The organism is Bacillus capparidis (genome assembly GCF_017832095.1).
GTDB lineage: Bacteria > Bacillota > Bacilli > Bacillales > Bacillaceae > Bacillus > Bacillus gobiensis.
Map to the genome: position 1 here is coordinate 177,370 of NZ_JAFDST010000002.1, position 18,362 is coordinate 195,731.

Annotated in this window: 22 protein-coding genes and 1 riboswitch; of the genes, 4 read left to right on the plus strand and 18 right to left on the minus strand. The window is 39.9% G+C overall.

Annotation, left to right across the window (positions count from 1 at the left end):
* Positions 1 to 3: 3 nt before the first annotated feature.
* The 13 genes from sufC to JOC74_RS08010 all read right to left on the minus strand — a co-directional run bounded on the left by sufC (position 4) and on the right by JOC74_RS08010 (position 12,171).
* Positions 4 to 789, minus strand: coding sequence for a Fe-S cluster assembly ATPase SufC (gene sufC / locus JOC74_RS07950; protein ID WP_053604070.1), 786 nt, complete (start codon positions 787 to 789; stop codon positions 4 to 6).
* Positions 790 to 1,102: 313 nt separating this feature from the next.
* Positions 1,103 to 1,471: a carboxymuconolactone decarboxylase family protein gene (locus tag JOC74_RS07955; protein ID WP_053604071.1), complete on the minus strand. Its 369-nt coding sequence runs from the start codon at positions 1,469 to 1,471 to the stop codon at positions 1,103 to 1,105.
* Between the two features lie 165 nt (positions 1,472 to 1,636).
* Complete coding sequence (gene metQ, locus JOC74_RS07960) at positions 1,637 to 2,458, minus strand: methionine ABC transporter substrate-binding lipoprotein MetQ (RefSeq protein WP_053604072.1); 822 nt, start codon at positions 2,456 to 2,458, stop codon at positions 1,637 to 1,639.
* A gap of 13 nt (positions 2,459 to 2,471) precedes the next feature.
* Positions 2,472 to 3,140 carry a methionine ABC transporter permease MetP gene (locus JOC74_RS07965; protein ID WP_053604073.1) on the minus strand — a complete coding sequence of 223 codons (669 nt, stop codon included), beginning with the start codon at positions 3,138 to 3,140 and terminating at the stop codon, positions 2,472 to 2,474.
* Positions 3,133 to 4,158: a methionine ABC transporter ATP-binding protein gene (locus JOC74_RS07970; protein WP_053606103.1), complete on the minus strand. Its 1,026-nt coding sequence runs from the start codon at positions 4,156 to 4,158 to the stop codon at positions 3,133 to 3,135. Before JOC74_RS07970 ends, JOC74_RS07965 begins: the two co-directional genes overlap by 8 nt.
* Before the next feature lie 108 nt (positions 4,159 to 4,266).
* Positions 4,267 to 4,372: riboswitch (SAM riboswitch) on the minus strand.
* Between the two features lie 128 nt (positions 4,373 to 4,500).
* Positions 4,501 to 4,842, minus strand: coding sequence for a hypothetical protein (locus tag JOC74_RS07975; protein WP_053604074.1), 342 nt, complete (start codon positions 4,840 to 4,842; stop codon positions 4,501 to 4,503).
* Positions 4,843 to 4,962: 120 nt separating this feature from the next.
* Positions 4,963 to 5,271, minus strand: coding sequence for a thioredoxin family protein (locus JOC74_RS07980; protein WP_053604075.1), 309 nt, complete (start codon positions 5,269 to 5,271; stop codon positions 4,963 to 4,965).
* Positions 5,272 to 5,291: 20 nt separating this feature from the next.
* On the minus strand, positions 5,292 to 5,624 hold the full coding sequence (locus tag JOC74_RS07985; protein ID WP_376773354.1) for a toprim domain-containing protein: 333 nt from the start codon (positions 5,622 to 5,624) through the stop codon (positions 5,292 to 5,294).
* A gap of 265 nt (positions 5,625 to 5,889) precedes the next feature.
* On the minus strand, positions 5,890 to 6,273 hold the full coding sequence (gcvH, locus tag JOC74_RS07990) for a glycine cleavage system protein GcvH (protein ID WP_053604077.1): 384 nt from the start codon (positions 6,271 to 6,273) through the stop codon (positions 5,890 to 5,892).
* Positions 6,274 to 6,332: 59 nt separating this feature from the next.
* Positions 6,333 to 6,689 (minus strand): arsenate reductase family protein, encoded by a 357-nt coding sequence (locus tag JOC74_RS07995; protein WP_053604078.1) that lies wholly within the window; start codon positions 6,687 to 6,689, stop codon positions 6,333 to 6,335.
* 109 nt (positions 6,690 to 6,798) lie between these two features.
* Positions 6,799 to 8,583, minus strand: coding sequence for an acyl-CoA dehydrogenase FadE (locus tag JOC74_RS08000; protein WP_053604079.1), 1,785 nt, complete (start codon positions 8,581 to 8,583; stop codon positions 6,799 to 6,801).
* Positions 8,584 to 8,600: 17 nt separating this feature from the next.
* Entirely contained in the window at positions 8,601 to 9,776 is a 1,176-nt protein-coding gene (locus tag JOC74_RS08005; RefSeq protein WP_053604080.1) for an acetyl-CoA C-acetyltransferase, read from the minus strand.
* Between the two features lie 10 nt (positions 9,777 to 9,786).
* Positions 9,787 to 12,171, minus strand: coding sequence for a 3-hydroxyacyl-CoA dehydrogenase/enoyl-CoA hydratase family protein (locus JOC74_RS08010; protein ID WP_053604081.1), 2,385 nt, complete (start codon positions 12,169 to 12,171; stop codon positions 9,787 to 9,789).
* 199 nt (positions 12,172 to 12,370) lie between these two features.
* Between JOC74_RS08010 and JOC74_RS08015 the strand changes: the two genes are divergently transcribed.
* On the plus strand, positions 12,371 to 12,499 hold the full coding sequence (locus JOC74_RS08015) for a YuzL family protein (RefSeq protein WP_082364007.1): 129 nt from the start codon (positions 12,371 to 12,373) through the stop codon (positions 12,497 to 12,499).
* A gap of 59 nt (positions 12,500 to 12,558) precedes the next feature.
* Here the strand turns inward: JOC74_RS08015 and JOC74_RS08020 are convergent, their stop codons facing one another.
* A complete protein-coding gene (locus tag JOC74_RS08020; RefSeq protein ID WP_053604082.1) occupies positions 12,559 to 13,671 on the minus strand; it encodes a GerAB/ArcD/ProY family transporter in 1,113 nt (370 codons plus the stop codon).
* Positions 13,672 to 13,833: 162 nt separating this feature from the next.
* A complete protein-coding gene (locus JOC74_RS08025) occupies positions 13,834 to 14,751 on the minus strand; it encodes a proline dehydrogenase family protein (RefSeq protein WP_053604083.1) in 918 nt (305 codons plus the stop codon).
* Positions 14,752 to 14,910: 159 nt separating this feature from the next.
* On the opposite strand from JOC74_RS08025, the gene JOC74_RS08030 reads away from it, so the two are divergent.
* Positions 14,911 to 15,162, plus strand: a complete 252-nt coding sequence (locus JOC74_RS08030) for a hypothetical protein (protein WP_053604084.1) — start codon at positions 14,911 to 14,913, stop codon at positions 15,160 to 15,162.
* 9 nt (positions 15,163 to 15,171) lie between these two features.
* On the plus strand, positions 15,172 to 15,510 hold the full coding sequence (locus tag JOC74_RS08035) for a spore coat protein (RefSeq protein WP_211086116.1): 339 nt from the start codon (positions 15,172 to 15,174) through the stop codon (positions 15,508 to 15,510).
* Positions 15,511 to 15,595: 85 nt separating this feature from the next.
* Here JOC74_RS08035 and JOC74_RS08040 read toward each other — a convergent pair whose 3' ends face one another.
* Positions 15,596 to 16,054, minus strand: coding sequence for a VOC family protein (locus JOC74_RS08040; RefSeq protein ID WP_053604086.1), 459 nt, complete (start codon positions 16,052 to 16,054; stop codon positions 15,596 to 15,598).
* A gap of 254 nt (positions 16,055 to 16,308) precedes the next feature.
* Between JOC74_RS08040 and JOC74_RS08045 the strand changes: the two genes are divergently transcribed.
* Complete coding sequence (locus tag JOC74_RS08045; protein WP_053604087.1) at positions 16,309 to 17,025, plus strand: nucleotidyltransferase domain-containing protein; 717 nt, start codon at positions 16,309 to 16,311, stop codon at positions 17,023 to 17,025.
* Positions 17,026 to 17,226: 201 nt separating this feature from the next.
* On the opposite strand, the gene JOC74_RS08050 is transcribed toward JOC74_RS08045, so the two are convergent.
* Together JOC74_RS08050 and JOC74_RS08055 are read right to left on the minus strand one after the other, a co-directional pair.
* Positions 17,227 to 17,478, minus strand: coding sequence for a YusU family protein (locus JOC74_RS08050; RefSeq protein WP_053604088.1), 252 nt, complete (start codon positions 17,476 to 17,478; stop codon positions 17,227 to 17,229).
* Positions 17,479 to 17,528: 50 nt separating this feature from the next.
* Positions 17,529 to 18,350: an ABC transporter ATP-binding protein gene (locus JOC74_RS08055; protein ID WP_053604089.1), complete on the minus strand. Its 822-nt coding sequence runs from the start codon at positions 18,348 to 18,350 to the stop codon at positions 17,529 to 17,531.
* Positions 18,351 to 18,362: the final 12 nt, after the last annotated feature.

Consider the following 18,362-nt stretch of genomic DNA (forward strand, 5'->3'; position numbering starts at 1 on the left):
CGCTTACGCTTCTTGACCGATTGTTTCGTCTTCGATGCCAAGCTCTTCTTTAATCCACTCGTAACCTTCTGCTTCAAGGCGTTGTGCCAATTCCGCACCGCCTGATTTAACAACACGGCCTTGCATCATGATATGCACATGGTCAGGAGTGATGTAGTTAAGCAGTCGTTGATAGTGAGTGATAATTAAGCAACCGAAATCTTCACCACGCATTTTGTTAATGCCTTTTGAAACGACTTTAAGGGCATCAATATCCAATCCGGAGTCGATTTCATCTAAGATTGCAATTTTTGGCTCAATCATCATTAGTTGTAGAATTTCATTGCGTTTTTTCTCCCCGCCGGAAAAACCTTCATTTAGATAGCGCTGAGCCATGTCAGGATCCATATCTAGAAACTCCATGTTTTCATCCATTTTGCGGATGAACTTCATAAGAGAAATTTCGTCGCCTTCTTCGCGGCGTGCATTAATTGAAGAACGGAGAAAATCAGCATTTGTCACGCCGCTGATTTCACTAGGATATTGCATGGCAAGAAATAAACCGGCTTTGGCACGTTCATCTACTTCCATCTCTAGTACATCTTGTCCGTCCAATGTGATGCTTCCTTGTGTTACTTCGTATTTTGGGTGTCCCATAATAGCGGCAGACAAGGTTGACTTACCAGTACCGTTCGGACCCATTACCGCATGAAATTCTCCACCTTTTATTTCAAGGTTTACACCTTTTAAGATCTCTTTCCCGTCAATTTCGACATGAAGATCTTTAATTACTAAAGTTGATGCAGCCATTCTTTTTACCTCCAGTATTCTTAACGAAAAATTTAGTTATTCTCAATTTATTCTCATTCTAATTTTATAACAAATTAAAACTGAAAACAACTCTTAATAGTGGTTAAAACGTTACCCTTCAAATAATAAAGTGTACCAAAATAATTGAAAAACATAAAGCATTCCCGAAACCAAAGGGTGGTTACCAACAAAAAACACTTATATATTGATAAAGGATGGAGTGAAGTCCCCATCCCTTTAGCTTGTTTTTATTTACGAGTACAGTGTATCAACAATGGCCGTTAATGAAAAGCAATGTGCAAATTACGCTGAATTAATGCAGTGAATCTTTAAGATCGTTGATGCTTTCTTGAACCAGCGTTACCGCTTGGCTTACAGCTGCTCCTCCGCCAAATGCGGCAGCTACACTTACCGCTTCAAGAATTTCGTCCTCGGCTGCCCCTTCGTCCATACACCCTTTCACATGATAAACAATACAATATTCATCCTGTGAAAAAACGCTGATTCCAAGTGCTATTAGTTGTTTTTCTTTTTTTGATAGAACGCCCTCTTTAAAGCACTCTTCAGTGAACTCATTGTATTTTTCTGCAATCAAGGGCATTTTCTTTGAAAAAAGGCCTAATCCTGCTTTGAAATCATGCAGTGCTGCTTCTGTATGATTTTCCGTATCATGATGATTCATAAGAATTCCCTCCCAATTTTCACTTTTTCACCGTTTAGTATGTACGATTTAAAAAAAGCTATGAAAAATTGATAGCGAAGGCGTTAAAACAGGATGGCTGAGAAAATCAGCATTCGTTAAACCGCAAAAAGCCCGGTTTTCATCAAAACCGGGCTTTCCGTCAATTTATTCTGATACTGGAAGTACAGATCCGTTGTATTTCTCATCGATAAAGCTCTTAATTTCGTCGGAATGCAAAGCTTCAAGCAAAGCTTTAATTTTTTCAGACGATTCATCCCCTTTTCGTACGGCGATGATGTTCGCATAAGGGTTGTTTTCTGGTGATTCAAGTTCAATTGCATCTTTTTTAGGATTTAATTTATTTTGAATCGCGTAGTTCACATTAATGAATACAGCATCGGCTTCATTGTTTTCGTAAGCCTTCGCGGTTAATTCAGGTGCAATTTTTTCGAATTTCAGGTTTTTTTTATTCTCAACTATATCTTTCTCTGTTGCATTTACTGCTTCCACCTTGGAATCCAGTTTAATTAATCCAGATTTTTGAAGAAACGCAAGCATACGTCCTTGCTCAGCCACGTTGTTTGTCAAAATAACTTTTGCTCCGTCCGGAAGCTCGTTTAAAGATTTAACCTTTTTAGAATAGATACCAAATGGTTCAAGATGGATTGCACCGGCATTTACAAGGTCGTAATCATTATCCTTTTTTTCTTGCTCCAAGTACGGAATGTGTTGGAAAAAGTTTGCATCTACTTCTTTTTCAGCTAATGCTTTATTATACATTTTATAGTCGCTAAACGTTTCAACCTTCAATGTATAGCCCTTTTCTTTCAATAGGGGCTCCGCTTCTTCTAAAAGTTCTGCATGAGGTGTTTTCGTTGCTGCAACAACGATTTCTTTACTGTTTGAGTCACCTGCATTATTTGAACCGCAAGCAGTTAAAATGCCAGCAAAAACAAAAATTAATGCACTTAAAATTAGTTTCTTCATTACAAATCCTCCGTTATCGTTTATCAATTTTATTAGTTATCAAATCACCGAACAATTGAATAATAAAGACGATGATTAAAATAAATACAGTCGCGGCTAAGGTTACATCTGTATTGCCAGACTGATAACCTTCTACATATGCAAGATCTCCCAATCCCCCTGCACCGATTGCACCCGCAATAGCAGTTGAGCCAATTAAGGCGATAGCCGTTACAGTGATACCGGAAATAAGTGCAGGCATGGATTCCGGAAGATACACTTTAAAAATTATCGTGGATGTTCTTGCTCCCATCGATTTTGCGGCCTCTACGACACCTTTGTCGACTTCACGCAAGGCGATTTCCACTAAACGTGCATAAAATGGCGCCGATCCGATAACGAGCGCTGGCAGTGCAGCGATTGGGCCTAAAATCGTGCCAACTAAAAACTTGGTAAAGCCGAGCAATAAAATAATTAAAATAATAAATGGAATCGACCTGAAAATATTAACCACTGCCGCGATCAGACTGTTGATCGCTTTGTTTTCCCATAGGTTCCCCTTATCTGTCAAAAAAAGCAGCATTCCCAAGGCAACTCCAATAATAAAGGCAATAAATAACGAGATGATAGTCATATAAATCGTTTCATACGTTGCATTCCAGAGAACCTCCATATCAACGTTTGGAAACCATTTTTCAAACATTTGAAATCACCTCTGCTTCTACCTGTCTTGTCTTGATGTACTCAATGACTTGATTCACTTCAGCCGCATCTCCATCAATATGGATAAATAGTGTTCCGTATGAGCCTTCCTGAGTTTGCGTTATCTTTCCTTGGAGAATGTTTACTTCAACTTGGAAATTACGAATCATGTGAGCGATCAGCGGTTGTTCAGCTGATTCTCCGATAAAAGAAAGACGAACAGTTTTCCCTGATTTCTTTGCTCTGAGAATATGCTGAATCGCTTCCTTTGTTTCCTCGGGCTCAGTAAGCTGTCCAACAAATCGTTTCGTCGTTTGTTCTTTCGGAGTTACGAATACTTTGAGCACGTCTCCTTCTTCTACTACCCGGCCATTATCCATAACAGCCACTCTGTGACAAATTTTTCTGATGACATGCATCTCGTGGGTAATCAACACGATGGTCAAACCGAGCCTTTTGTTTATGTCAGACAGAAGGTCCAGGATTGACTCTGTTGTTTCCGGATCCAAAGCTGAAGTCGCTTCATCACAAAGAAGCACCTTGGGATCGTTAGCCAAAGCCCTGGCGATGCCGACTCTTTGTTTTTGCCCTCCGCTGAGCTGGGATGGGTATGCATTTTCTTTGCCTTCTAAGCCGACAAGGCGAATCAATTCGTTTACTTTGGCGTTCCTTTTTTTTGCACCTACTCCCGCAATTTCAAGAGGAAAAGAAATATTTTCTTTAACGGTTCGGGACCACAGCAGATTAAAGTGCTGAAAAATCATGCCGATTTCCTGTCTCGCCTTACGCAGTGAATTTCCTTTGATTTTGTTTATAGGATTGCCCGCGACTTCAACAGTCCCCTCAGTCGGCAGTTCCAATCCATTTAAAAGGCGAATCAACGTACTTTTGCCGGCACCGCTGTAGCCGATAATCCCAAATATTTCTCCTTGTTCTATCGATAAATCAACGTTCTGTACGGCATGGACTTTATTATGCCCCGTCTGATAGGTCTTAGAGATGTTTATTAGTTTAATCAGTACAATCACCTGTTTCCTTTCAAATCCAATTCCTTCAGCCTAATACTATATAAAAAAACCTTTCCGCGAAAAACGAGCAGAAAGGTATTATATGTTGTAATCACCTTTCTCTCATCTTCCAAAGCGTATGCTTCGGGTGAATTGGCACCATTTCAACAAAGTTGACGGTTGCCGGGTTTCATAGGGCACTTCCCTCCACCTCTCTCAATAAGAGAAAACGATATGCGGTTATATAAGACATAGGTCTGATAATACATGAAGAATATCACGCGTAAGATTCTTTGTCAATAAATATTACAAAATTCTTATTGTAATAACATTTTTATAGAAAAACAGAAGTTATTACGCTGTTGTAAAAAAACCATCGGTCAGCCAAAGTATTGCTTCAAGCCTTAAAAGCGCTCGAAAGGAGCCCTTCACTTTTACTGTTCCGCTTTGCACAAGCTGCTGCAGCGGGATATCTCCTTGCAGCAAACAAATTATTTCATGTTGCTCTCCAAAAAAAACCAGATGTGATTTTTCCCCTTCCGACGGGGATCTTTGAGCCATTAATCCTTCTTCGTTAATCGAAATCGAAATGATTTCCCGTTCTCCTGCAAATGCGATTAACAAGGGTGACTTTGATAAAAGAGGTTTTAAAAAAAGACGGCTTTTTGTTGTTTCTGCCCATTCCAATTCATTCAAAATATAGACCCCCCAAAAAAATTGCCTTCATATACCATTTCTCTTTCTTTGAAAGGAGTCCTCTTAGAATTGCTCGACATAAACGGGGATTATTTCCTAAGAAATATGTCAAAAGCCGCTTTATAGAGCGGCTTTTTGTTTAATCGTATCGTATAAATGGGAAACAGATTGAAAAGTATATTCCATGTTTACAATGTCGTTTCCAGACAGGAGAATATAGCAAGGAACACTTTCCACCTTCCATTGTTTAGCTAAACGGGGTGAAAAATTAAGATTGATCTTATAAAAGGGGATAGATGGGAGCATTTCCTCCACAACCTCTAACATTTTGCCTCCAACCTTGCATGTTCCGCAAAGCGGAGTATAGAGATACACAAGATATGTTGGATCATTAATATTCATCACTTCTTTTTCCTGAAGCTCTTTCATGGAAGCGAGACACCTCTATATTATAGATATTTTACCTTTACATCTATATTAGCATTCTGAAGAATTACGGCTAAATGATGACTAGGTGCAGTTGCAACCTCTCGATACGTTTTATCCACGTATAAATGAATCGCCGCAGGAAACTCTCTTTTCAGCTGCTTTCTAAGCTTATCACCTGATTCATCTGAATCTACTAAAATATAGACATCTTTTTCATAAAGTTCTTCGACTAGCTCATCAAGCCGGGTTATGCTGATTGTTCCATTGGTACAAACAATGTCTACCGGATCCATTACAACTTCTTTCACTTTCATTTTGTCAGTTTTTCCTTCAACTATAATGACTTTTTCCATGAGGACATCACCCATCACTATATAATTACATACAAAAAGTAAAATTTCATTCTCAGTTAAAAGTAGTTGGATCCCTTTGAAAGATTACTGCCTGGCCTGGGTTGGGTTGGTTCACCTGAACAACGGCTGGCTCCTCAGGCTTCCTGCTGCAACGCCTTTATTGTCACATCTGTCAGCACCCCAGAACCACACGCAGGAAGATTCGATATGCAAAAATGGACACCCATCTTACCTAAGGGTGTCCACTCCGATTTTTTCTTATCCCTTAGTCTTCCTTTATCATTTCATCGTATTGTTCAGAAGTCATAAGGTTGTCAATTTCGGAGATGTCTTGTGGTTCAACTACGATCATCCACGCTTTTTCGTACGGAGACTCATTTACAAATTCAGGATTATCTTCTAAATCTTCATTTACTTCTAGAACTTTCCCATTAATGGGTGCGTATAGCTCGGAAACGGTTTTAACAGACTCTACGCTTCCAAAAGGCTCGTCCGCTTTGATTTCATCTCCAACTGACGGCAGCTCGACAAACACGATGTCTCCCAGCTCTGATTGGGCAAAATCAGTAATTCCAATTCTTACATTGCCATCTTCAGTTTTTACCCACTCATGTTCTTCAGAATAACGCAATTCATTCGGTGTACTCATTTTCAAACCTCCAGTAATTTTCTAGACTTAAAAAACATCACATTACAATTAATATTACATTATAGCCAGTACTTTTGAAACTCTTCTTCTTTAAATCCAACTGTTGTTTTTTTTCCGTCTGTTGTTAACGGACGTTTAATAAGCATGCCATCTGATGAGAGAAGCTCGAGCATTTCATCCTCTGTCATTTCTTTAACTTTATCCTTCAGTTGGAGCTGCCGGTACTTTTGGCCGCTTGTATTAAAAAACTTTTTCAAGTCCAGTCCGCTCGTTTGATAAAGCTTTTTTAGTTCCTCTTTATCCGGCGGAGTTTCTGCAATATGTATATCGTTAAGCTCTATTTCATGGCTTTCCAGCCACTTTTTTGCCTTTCTGCACGTTCCGCATTTCGGGTACCAATAAAAAGTCAATGACATTCACTCACCTCCAGTATCTACGGAGGTATTTTACCATAGAATGATTTCATCTCCAAAATAACGTACTTATGTAAAAAAGAGCCTGACATGATATCAAGCTCTTGCCTCTTCAAACGACGAATCTTTCCTCAGCAAAAATCATTTTTGCTGCTTCTCTTTTCTTGACTATGATATTTAGGGGAGTATGGCGCGTAAGCTTTCTTAATGCAGAGAGCGTCATGCGAAGGGAATCACCGGATTCTACAGCAAGTATTGTTTCTTTTGCATGTGCTTCTATTTCATTAAATGCTTCCTGAGTAAAGATTTCCGTGTAAAGGAGCTTCTGCCTGCTTTTTTCCTCGCCTTTTTCTGCCAATGATTTTTCTGTTCTTAGAATGGCTGATTCAATTGAATAGACGTGTCCAACAATGTCAGCAAGATTCACAAGTACCTCCTGTTCTTTTTCAATCTCTTTCCCATATCTCTCTGCAGCGAGTCCGGCAGTCATGAGCGCGATTTTTTTAGCATTTTTCAACAAATGCTTTTGCAAATTAAGCGGTTCGCTGCCCGGCTCTTCGGGCATCAGCATCATTAACTCATCCTTAAGCTCCCGTGCTTTTTGAAATAGCGGCAGTTCTCCCTTCATCGCTTTTTTCAAAAAGGTTCCCGGTACGATCAGACGATTGATTTCATTCGTTCCTTCAAAGATTCTGTTAATCCTGGAGTCACGGTATCTCCTCTCTACTTCATATTCCTGCATAAATCCGTATCCGCCATGAATCTGAACACCTTCATCCACAATATAATCCAAGGTTTCTGAGCCCGACACCTTGTTTAACGAGCATTCAATCGCATATTCGGCGATTGCGTCAGCTATTTTAATACCATCTTTTTGGTCTTCTTCGGACAGAGCTCCCAATTTTTCTTCAAAAAGCCCAACCGTACGATAGACGGAACTTTCCATCGCGTAAAGCTTGGAAGCCATTGTAGCTGCTTTTTCACCAATTAAACTAAACGAAGAAAGCGGTTTTTGGAATTGGCGCCGTTGATTCGCATATCTTGCAGACAGTTCGATCACTCGTTTAGATGCTCCAATGGTCCCGATTGCCAGCTTATAACGGCCGATGTTTAATATATTAAATGCGATAAGATGACCCTTTCCTGCTTCGCCCAGAAGATTTTCTTTCGGGACCTCGGAGTTGTCTAGAATCAGTGTTCTCGTCGATGATCCTTTAATCCCCATTTTCTTTTCTTCAGTTCCTGTAGATACTCCGGGAAAGGTCTTCTCAACGATAAATGCGGAAAATTGATCACCGTCTATTTTCGCATAAACGATAAATACATCTGCAAATCCGGAATTTGTAATCCACTGCTTCTCGCCATTTAATATATAATGGGTACCCGCTTGGTTTAATACCGCTGTCGTTTTTGCTCCAAGGGCATCTGATCCCGATCCCGGTTCAGTCAAGGCATAAGCGGCAATTTTTTCACCGCTTGCAAGGTCTGGAAGATAGTTTTCTTTTTGCTTCGCTGTCCCAAAAAAGACAATTGGGAGAGTACCAATTCCGACATGAGCCCCGTGAGAAAGAGAAAAGCTTCCTGCCGTGGAAAATTTCTCTGTAATTAGAGCAGAGCTTATTTTGTCAAGCCCTAGCCCTCCGAATTCTTCCGGTACGTCAGCACCCAGCAATCCTAATTCACCCGCCTTTTTCAACAAGCGAACAGATTGGCTGAAGTTTTGTTCTTCGATTTCGTCAATGTAAGGCAAAACATCTTTTTCAATAAAGTCTTCGGTTGTTTTTGCAATCATCTGATGCTCTTCTGTGATATCCTCCGGCGTAAATATTTGCTTATACGAAACGTCTTCAATTAAGAAGCTTCCGCCTTTTGGTACTTTTTTGATAGTCTCTCCCACTGTATTTCCCCCTTGATTTAAAGTAATTCAAACACTCCGGCTGCCCCCATGCCGCCTCCGATACACATTGTTACAACCCCAAATTGTACGTTTCTTCTTTTCATTTCATGCATCAGCGTAAGTGTCAGCTTTGCTCCAGTACATCCAAGAGGATGCCCGAGCGCTATTGCTCCGCCATTTACGTTGACTTTATCCTCATCTAACCGGAGCTCTCTAATGACACTGACCGCTTGGGAAGCAAAAGCTTCGTTTAGTTCAAAAAGTCCAATATCACTTAAATCTAGTCCTGCAATCTTTAGTGCCCGCGGAATCGCTTCTACAGGTCCGATCCCCATCAGCTCCGGCGGTACTCCGCTAACAGCAAAGGAACGAAATTTTACCATCGGAGCAAAACCGAGAGCAGTTGCTTTGTCTTTATCCATTAAAAGAACGCACGCAGCACCGTCACTCGTTTGAGACGAATTCCCCGCCGTAACTGATCCATTTATTGAAAACGCCGGTTTCAATGTCCCGAGAACCTTCAGATTCGTGTCTTTCCTTACACCTTCATCATTTTCGATGATAAACTTCGTTTCCTGCAGCTTATGGTCTTCACCAACTTCTTTTCGATTTACTTCAACCGGAACAATTTCTTCTTTGAATTTTCCTGCGTTAACTGCCTGCGCTGCTCTTTTATGACTGCGAACGGCAAACTCATCCTGCGCTTCTCTCGACACATTATATGCAGCAGCCACCTGCTCTGCCGTATGGCCCATACCCATATAATATTCAGGAGTTCTTTCTGCAAGGATCGGGTTCGGCCTAGATATATGCCCCATCATCGGAACCATGCTCATCGATTCGGCTCCTCCTGCAAGAATCGTGTCTGCCGCGCCAAGCATGATTTTTTCTGCCCCATAGGCGATCGCCTGCAAACCGGAAGAACAGTAGCGGTTGATAGTAATAGCAGGTACTGTATGCGGAAGTCCTGCCAAAGCCCCGATGTTTCTCGCCATATTTAATCCCTGTTCTGCTTCAGGCGTGGCACAGCCCATAATAAGGTCATCGATCGTCCCCTCATAATTCCCTGCTCTCTTCAATGTTTCTTTTACCGTTAACGCCCCAAGATCGTCTGGACGGACCGTTTTTAATGTTCCTTTTTTCGCTTTTCCTACCGGCGTCCTCGCACCTGTGACAATAACTGCCTCCTTCATTCTATCCCTCCTAATTACGTAAAGGCTTCCCTTTTACCAGCATATGCTGCATTCTTTGTTGGGATTGTGCTTCCCCCGCTAAGCTTAAAAAGGCCTCTCTTTCTAAATCCAGCAAGTATTCTTCCGAGACCTTTGTTCCGAATGGTACATTCCCGCCTGCAATTACGTAAGCCAGTTTTTTCGCAATGTTCATATCATATTCACTTATATAACCTGAAAGCTTCAATGCTTCTGCACCTAACAGCATTGTACCGAAGCCTGTTTCTCCAGTGACCGGTATTTTCACTGGAACAGGCGGGTGATATCCTTGGTCAAACAATGAAATGACCTGCTGCTTTGCATGATGGATCAAATGGTCTTGATTGCTAATGACGAGATCTCCAGCTCGTAAAAAGGAGTACTCCCTTGCTTCCTGCGCGGAGGTGGATATCTTTGCAAATGCAATCGTTTCAAATACGCGGTTTGCAGCTTTTTGATAATCGAATTCTACCCCTTCCGGAAGATTTTCAATGTGATGGAGATAAAGCTCCTTATTCCCTCCTCCACCAGGAATTAAGCCGACCCCTACCTCAACAAGACCCATGTAGGTTTCACTGGCAGCACAAATTTTACCTGCGGGAAGACATACCTCTGTTCCTCCTCCGAGAGTCATGGCAAATGGAGCAGCTACCACAGGTTTTTTACTGTATTTGATCTTCATCATTGCATCTTGAAACCTTCTAATCACAAACTCAATTTCATAAAAATTTTCGTCCTGCGCTTCCATTAATATGAGCGCTAAATTCGCGCCAACACAGAAATTTTTCCCTTGATTTCCGATGACGAGACCCTTGTAATTGGTATCCACTTCCTCCAAAGAAGCATGAATCATTTGAATGATATCCATCCCTATGGCGTTGCTTTTGGAATGGAACTCAAGGAGCGCAACATCATCACCGATGTCGATAAGGCTTGCGCCGTTATTTGACTGAATCACTCCATTTGAGCGCTTTATTGCAGCTAAATGGATCTGATTTTTGTTTTGTTCAAGCAAACGATATTCAGCCTGATTATAGAAAAAAACCTTCCCGTGTTCCCGCAAATAAAAGGATTCATGTCCCTTTCCCAGCATTGTCGTTACGACAGCAGGCACTTCTGCCCCTTCTTCCTGCAGCTTATGGGTGATTTTTTCTACACCAAGAATATCCCAAATCTCAAACGGACCATGCTGCCAGCCAAAGCCCCATTTCATCGCATTGTCTATCGCTGAAATATCATCTGATATTTCGCCTATTAATTTTGCTGAATAGACGAGTACGGGAGCTATTAGTTTCCAAAGCAATTCTCCTGCCTTGTCATCAGAAAATATAAGCGCTTTCATTTTATTTTCTGCGCCCTTTAACGATTTAGCAGCTTGTATGCCTGGTGAATCGAGTTTTGTTCGTGCATGATAAGTCATCGAGACAGGATCTAATTCTAAAATCTCATTTCCTTCTTTTTTATAAAAACCTTGATTTGCTTTGCTTCCAATCCAGCCATTTTCCAACATGATCCTTACAAATGAAGGCAATGTGAATATTTCTTTTTCTTCACCTGTTGCATGTTCATAAACATTTTTGGCTACATGAGAAAAGGTATCAAGACCGACCACATCCAGAGTTCGAAATGTGGCACTTTTCGGCCTTCCGATCAATGGGCCGGTGATCGAGTCGATGTCACCTACGCTGTATTGGCCGGCAATCATTTCTTTTATCGTCACTAACAGTCCATAGGTTCCAATCCTGTTCGCAATAAAATTGGGTGTATCTTTTGCTTCGACAATTCCCTTACCAAGAACATCCTCACCAAAGGTCTTCATGAAGTCTAGGATGCAGGGATCCGTTTCTCTTATGGGTATGACTTCTAACAGCTTCAAGTAACGTGCCGGATTAAAGAAATGGGTTCCTAAAAAGTGCTTTTTGAAATCAGCGGATCTTCCTTCTGCCATTTTATTGACGGATATTCCGGACGTATTGCTGGAAACGATGCTTCCCGGTTTTCGTTTTTCATCGATCAGTGCAAGTATTTCTTTTTTCACCTCAAGATTCTCGACAACGACTTCTATAATCCAATCTGCGCTGTTTAAAGAATCCGCATGATCAAGTAAATTGCCAACTGTCAAATACGCGAGATTTTTAGTTGATGTCAGCGGTGCAGGCTTCTGCTTTACAAGCTTTTGCAGAGCCTCAGTGCCCAGTCTGTTTCTAACCTTATCATCTGACAAAGTTAACCCTTTTTGCTTCTCATCCTCCGTTAATTCATTTGGAACACGATCAATCAACAACACAGGTATACCGGTATTGGCTAGATGAGCGGCAATGCCTGAACCCATGACGCCCGATCCTATGACAGCAGCTTTTCCAATATGCCTCTTCATTCCCATCCCCCTCATTTGAATGAATACTCATTCATTTTTTGTGTAAAAAAAATGCAGTTATTATCCCTCTTTTTTCATCTTAAAAGAATTTGAAAATTTCTTCAATAGCATGTTGGAAAAAAGATCTCTCGAACGCTAACGTATTGATTTTACGGGAGTGGAAAGGATAAAAAAACGAGCAATGGGGGTGATACTAGTTATGGCGCGTCTGAAGAAAGATCCATCAAAAGCGGGAGTCAGCGCTGCAAGCGTTAAAGGAAGTGCCGGTCCTGTACAAAGCAGGGAAGGCACAGGCAGGCGAAACAGCAAAAACCAGCAGCCAAAGTAAAACCTAATAATATGAAGCGGGATTCTATTTTTTTACACAGAATCCCGCTTTTATTAAACTTATGTTAGTTTTGTGTTTGATTTAGATTTCATCTTGCGAATTATAGCTACGAGCAGCAGAAACAATGGAATAATTATGAAAAGAGGAATGTGGATGTAATAGCGTAATGTTTCTCTCCCTTTTTCCAAATGTTCTGTAAAATTGGACGCCATCGCCAAAGATAAAAAGATGATAATGATCCCTGAAGGCAAAAGAATTTGTTGATAATCTTTCAGCCGAAATAAATCCACTACTCCGATAACGGCACCATACATAAAGATGGAAGTTTTAAAGAACACGGTAATCAACATAGTAAAAACAACAATCGCATCAAGCCTTTGGATAAACTCTAAAAGATTGACCGTTGAAACTGTTGATAATGTAGGAAATGTAGCTCTTTCTGCAGTATCAACACCAAGAACAGCAATATTCAAGCTTGATGTCCAGCATAAGATGAGTCCGCTTGAAACGATGGAAATCAGCCACACGTTTTTTACTAATCCGCCTCGATTCAAATAAGGAAGCAGCATAGTAAAAACGATCATTTCACCAAAAGGAAAAGGAGTGGTATCCAGAAGAAATGTTTCTATGATCGGTGTCCATCCGTTTTCAAGAAACGGCTGCAAATTATTTATGTCAATATTTCCTGAAACGAGAATAAATAAATTACCTGCTAACCCGAATAAAAACAAAATAACAATAAATACTTCTGCTGTTCTTCCTATCACTTCAATCCCATGATGAACGACATAACACATCAATAGAACCAATAAAAGATTGATCGCTACTAGCGGTGTTTCTTGTAAGGTTGACGAAATAAGCAAACCGCCGAAATCACGGACATTTCTGGCAGCAATATAATAAAAATATACGATATAAACTAAACCAACGATCCATCCAAGATATTTCCCCAATATTTTTCGTGCATATCCGGTTAAAGGTAAATTTGGGTATTGACGAAATAAGTAGTAGTAAATTGAAAATAAGATCATCCCGCCGCACATTCCTAGAAGAATGGCAAGCCAAGCATCTTTTCTCGCTACTATTCCATAAGCTACGATCAACGAAGTCCCCATGTTAAACATAAACATCAAGGCAAAAAGTTGAATCACACTAATTTTCGATTTTTCCATTGGCCAAGTACCCCATCCTTCATTTCAACTTAAGTTTTGCATACCCTTCCTGTCTAATCTTTTATCCTATCCTACTTCCAGATTTCAATACTAATTGCCAAAAATATTTTATATGGCCAAATAAAAAAACCCCCGGAGCTCAGGAGGGTTTCAATTTCACTCTTATTTTCTAACCATTCCCTTCAAAACAAACGCCACGTTTGCCGGCCTTTCAGCGAGCCGTCTCATAAAATAGCCGTACCAATCTTTGCCGTAGGGAACGTAAATTCTCATTTTATAGCCTTCTTCCACCAATTCCTTCTGCCTTTCCGTTCGAATGCCAAAAAGCATTTGGAATTCAAATTGGTCAAAAGGAATTTGATACTTTTCAACTAATTTTTTCGTATATTCGATTATGGCATCATCATGTGTAGCAACCGCTGAATAATTGCCATTTTGCAAATGCATTTTTATCATCTTTTTAAAATTCTCATCCACATCTTTTTTCTCAGGAAACGAAACTTTCGGAGACTCTTTATAAGCCCCTTTCACAAGTCTGAGATTTGGCTGGTATGAACTAAGATCGATCAAATCGTTTTCCGTTCGATACAAATACGCTTGAAGGACTGTTCCGACATTGTCATATTCCTTTGTTAAAATCTTGAAGATGTCCAGCGTTTTTTGGCAAAGGGAATAGTCTTCCATATCTATTGTGACAAATACATTATTTGTCGTAGCTTCATTTAAAATTCGTTTCATGTTTTTAAGAACAATCTCGTCTGATATTCCTAATCCCATAGATGTCAATTTTAACGAAAGCTGTGAATCCAAATTGTTGGCACGGATCGCTTTAATTGCTTTGATACATTGGGCTGCCATATCATTTGCTTCTTTCTCGGTGTCAACAAACTCTCCTAAGTAGTCTAACGTGACAGCCAATTGCTCGTTATTAAGTCCCTTTATTACACGTACAGCCCGATCTATTGTTTCTCCAGCAACAAACCTTCCTGCGCCAAAACGAAGACCGTATTTTTTGGCAAGCCTTGTCATCATCTTATTTTTTGATAAAAACAATAAAGAGTCACGCATGAATTGTTCCATCCGAAATCCCCCTGTTTATATAAAAACAAGTTGTAACGATCTAGATCTTTTTCTAATAGCTTACCATCTTCAGAAGATTTTGAATACAAACATTGATAAATACTTTTTCTCCCTTTTGGAACGATAAAGAAGATCAGAAAAAAGAGGAGGACCACATCATTGCAAAATCAGCAAACAAGTATGAACACACCGCCACCGGTCATTTCTACAAAGGATTTTCTATATTTGGAAGACATGCTTCATTGGAATCTAATGGCAATGAAAAAAGCTCATGCATTTGCTGGACAATGCCAGGATCAAACGATCAAGAACGAGCTTGACCAAATCGGACAGATGCATCATAAGCATTATCAAGCGATTATGAAGCACCTGCAACCGAATCAAATGGGACAACAAACTACGTTGCAATAGGAGGACCAAATGAACCAGCAAAATCAAACAACCGTTGGTAATCAGCCGACACCGGTACCTGAAACGAGCGCAATGAACGACCGAGACTATATGAACGAACTTTTGGCGACTGAAAAGTATATCACGGATTCTTACTGTACAGCATTAAATGAGTTCAGACATGATGCGCTCTATCAAGATATTCACAGCATCTTTAATGAGTCTAAGGATGCACAGAGAAGGTTATTTAATGTTATGTTTCAACACGGCTGGTATAAAGTCGAAGCTGAAAAAACCCAAAAGCTTCAGCAGGCATATACCCAATTTCAGAACACATTGGAGAACCAGTCTCCATATCAGCAGCATTAACAATGAACAAAAGGCAAATAACAACATTGTTATCTGCCTTTTGTTCGTTCAGTTTTAAAAGAAAGCTGCACTGTTTTCAATAGAATTACACATTAATTTCACGCATCGAACCTAATACGATGTTATATCCATCAGGGTCTTTAATACACGTGTTTTTAAACTCCCATTTGCCGTGTATACCTGTAAACGGTTCTGCTGCAATTTGTCCTCCATTTCCACGTACTTCTTCAAATAAAGAGTCCAAGTCATCCCAGCTAACGTGTATATATGTGTCCCAACCGTAATCAGGACCCTCCCAATCAGTCGGATAATCTGGTCGCTTTTTTGCTAAAGCGTTCGGTCGCACATCATTAGGAGAGTTCGCCTGTTGCAGAATAATTATCATATCGTCTCGTTCTGCGTGTCCCCAATCATCTACTCGGCATCCGAGGACATCACGGTAGTATTCCTGTGATTTTTTTAAGTCGGAGACTAAACGGACTTGAATTGATAGTCCGAATTTCCCCCTCTTTTTGGTATCCACCTTGTCTTTATTTTCGTTCATATTCATGTCTCCTTTCAATTACAGTATTGATTGAAAAAGGCATTCATGATTATGTTCTACTAATTACTATCATGTTCCTTTTTGATTTTATTTTTTAAAATGGAATATGGAATCATATTCTTTTACTTATATTATTATTCTCATATGTGATTCTCTTTTAGAAAAAGGCAAATAAAATAACAGGCAAATAAAAGGATTACTAGTGGTAAGATACGAATTCAATTAGGGGATAAATTTAGAATGAGGTGAAAAAGATGGGGGCAGCAAAAAAACTAATACCAATTGAAGCAGCTAAACGGTTTATTACTAAACACTTCCCTGACTGTCAAGGAGCTGTATTGGCTGGAAGTGTTGTTAGAGGTGAGGCAACAGATACGTCTGACCTTGACATTGTTGTTTTTGATAACAGCATAACATCATCCTACAGAGAGTCATTCATTGATTTTGGTTGGGCAATTGAGGTTTTTGTTCATAATTTAACTTCCTATAAACATTTTTTCAATTTGGATTATCAAGATGCAAAACCTTCGATGCAAAGAATGATAGTAGAGGGGATTATACTAAAAGATCAAGGAATCATAGATTCTATAAAAAAAGAAGCTAAAGAAATGCTAGATAATGGTCCTCAAAAGTGGACAAAAGAAACAATTAGGATAAAACGTTATTTTATAACTGATGTACTTGATGATTTTATAGGATGTAATAATCGAGCTGAAGAATTATTTATAGCAAACACATTAGCCGAGCTTATTCATGAGTTTGTTTTAAGAACAAATGGCCATTGGATAGGTTCTTCGAAATGGATGATTCGTGCTTTGAAGCATTATGATATAAATTTCGCTGAAGAATTTGTTGAAGCCTTTGACGTTTTTTATAGAACAGGTGATAAAAGCAAAGTTATTCTAATAAGTGAAATGGTTTTAGAACCGCACGGCGGACGATTGTTTGAAGGATTTTCTTTAGGGAAATGAAGGTTAGACACCAAGTTTCCAACAACCGAAACCAAGGTTGCAGCGTTCTCCCTTTTGCCAAACTTATCTAAAAAAGTGTATTTAGTCGAATGAGAAAGCCTTGCAAATGCTCCATCATTACATTTAGAGGCAGATGACAGTTTGAAACGGGGCACATTTCCTTTAGTCTAATTATTTATCAAAAATAGAGCCCCGTGATTGTTATTCCTTTCCATTCTTCCTATGCTCTTCATTCAACGTTTTGATATGGTAGATGACTTCTTTAATTTCTTTCTTAGCATCAGGATAGGTTCCGTTCCAGTGCTTGGCAAGAGCTGGCATGCTTTTTGCGATATGAGTGTAAATAATCCACATTTCTACTTGCTTTTTTAAATCTTCATCTGTTTCGCCAAGCAAGAGTTCCGTGTACTTTTCTAGAAGACCATCGATTTGTTCCTCTAATTTATTTGACAACGAATTTCTCTCCTTTTCTCATTGAAACATTTTACGTCTGCACCGTAATACTATGCATTTTGCTCCAAACTGACCTGTCTGACAATACATCTGCCCCGTCCATGAGGAATGCAAAGCGGAGTACCAAACAGCGGATCACTTGTTACTTGGCAGTTCATTCCAAACACTTCCTGAACAAGATTACAATTCATAATTGTTTCAGGTCTCCCCTCAGCATAAATCTTCTTGTCTTTTATGGCAATCAGATGATGCGCATATCGGCAGGCAAGGTTCAAATCATGCAGAACCATAACGATGGTGCGCTTTTCTTTTTCATTTAATTCAAACAGAAGGTCGAGAATTTCAATTTGATGAGTCATATCTAGATAAGTCGTTGGTTCGTCAAGCAGGATGATATCCGTTTCCTGTGCTAGAGTCATTGCGATCCAAGCTCTTTGCCTTTGGCCGCCAGAGAGTGAATCAACTGTTCTTTCTGCTAATTCTTTCGTTCCTGTGGCCTCGAGTGCCCGTTCAACTGCTTCTTCGTCTTCTTCCGACCATTGCTTCAGCCAATTTTGATATGGGTATCTGCCTTGTTTTACAAGCTGAAGAACTGTAAGACCTTCCGGAGCAGCAGGTCCTTGAGGCAAGATGGAGAGCTCTCTTGCAACCTCCTTAGTTGGAAGCTTTGCAATGGACTTACCTTCCAAAAGAACAGATCCTCCTTTTGGTTTCATCAGCCTGGCTAAAGACCTTAGAAGGGTTGATTTGCCGCAGCCATTGCTGCCGATGAATACTGTAATTTCACCTTTTGGTATTGTTACGTTTAACTCATCAATAATCAAACTATCTCCATATCCCAGGCTTAACGTGTTTGTTGATATAGCACTCATAATCTGAATCCA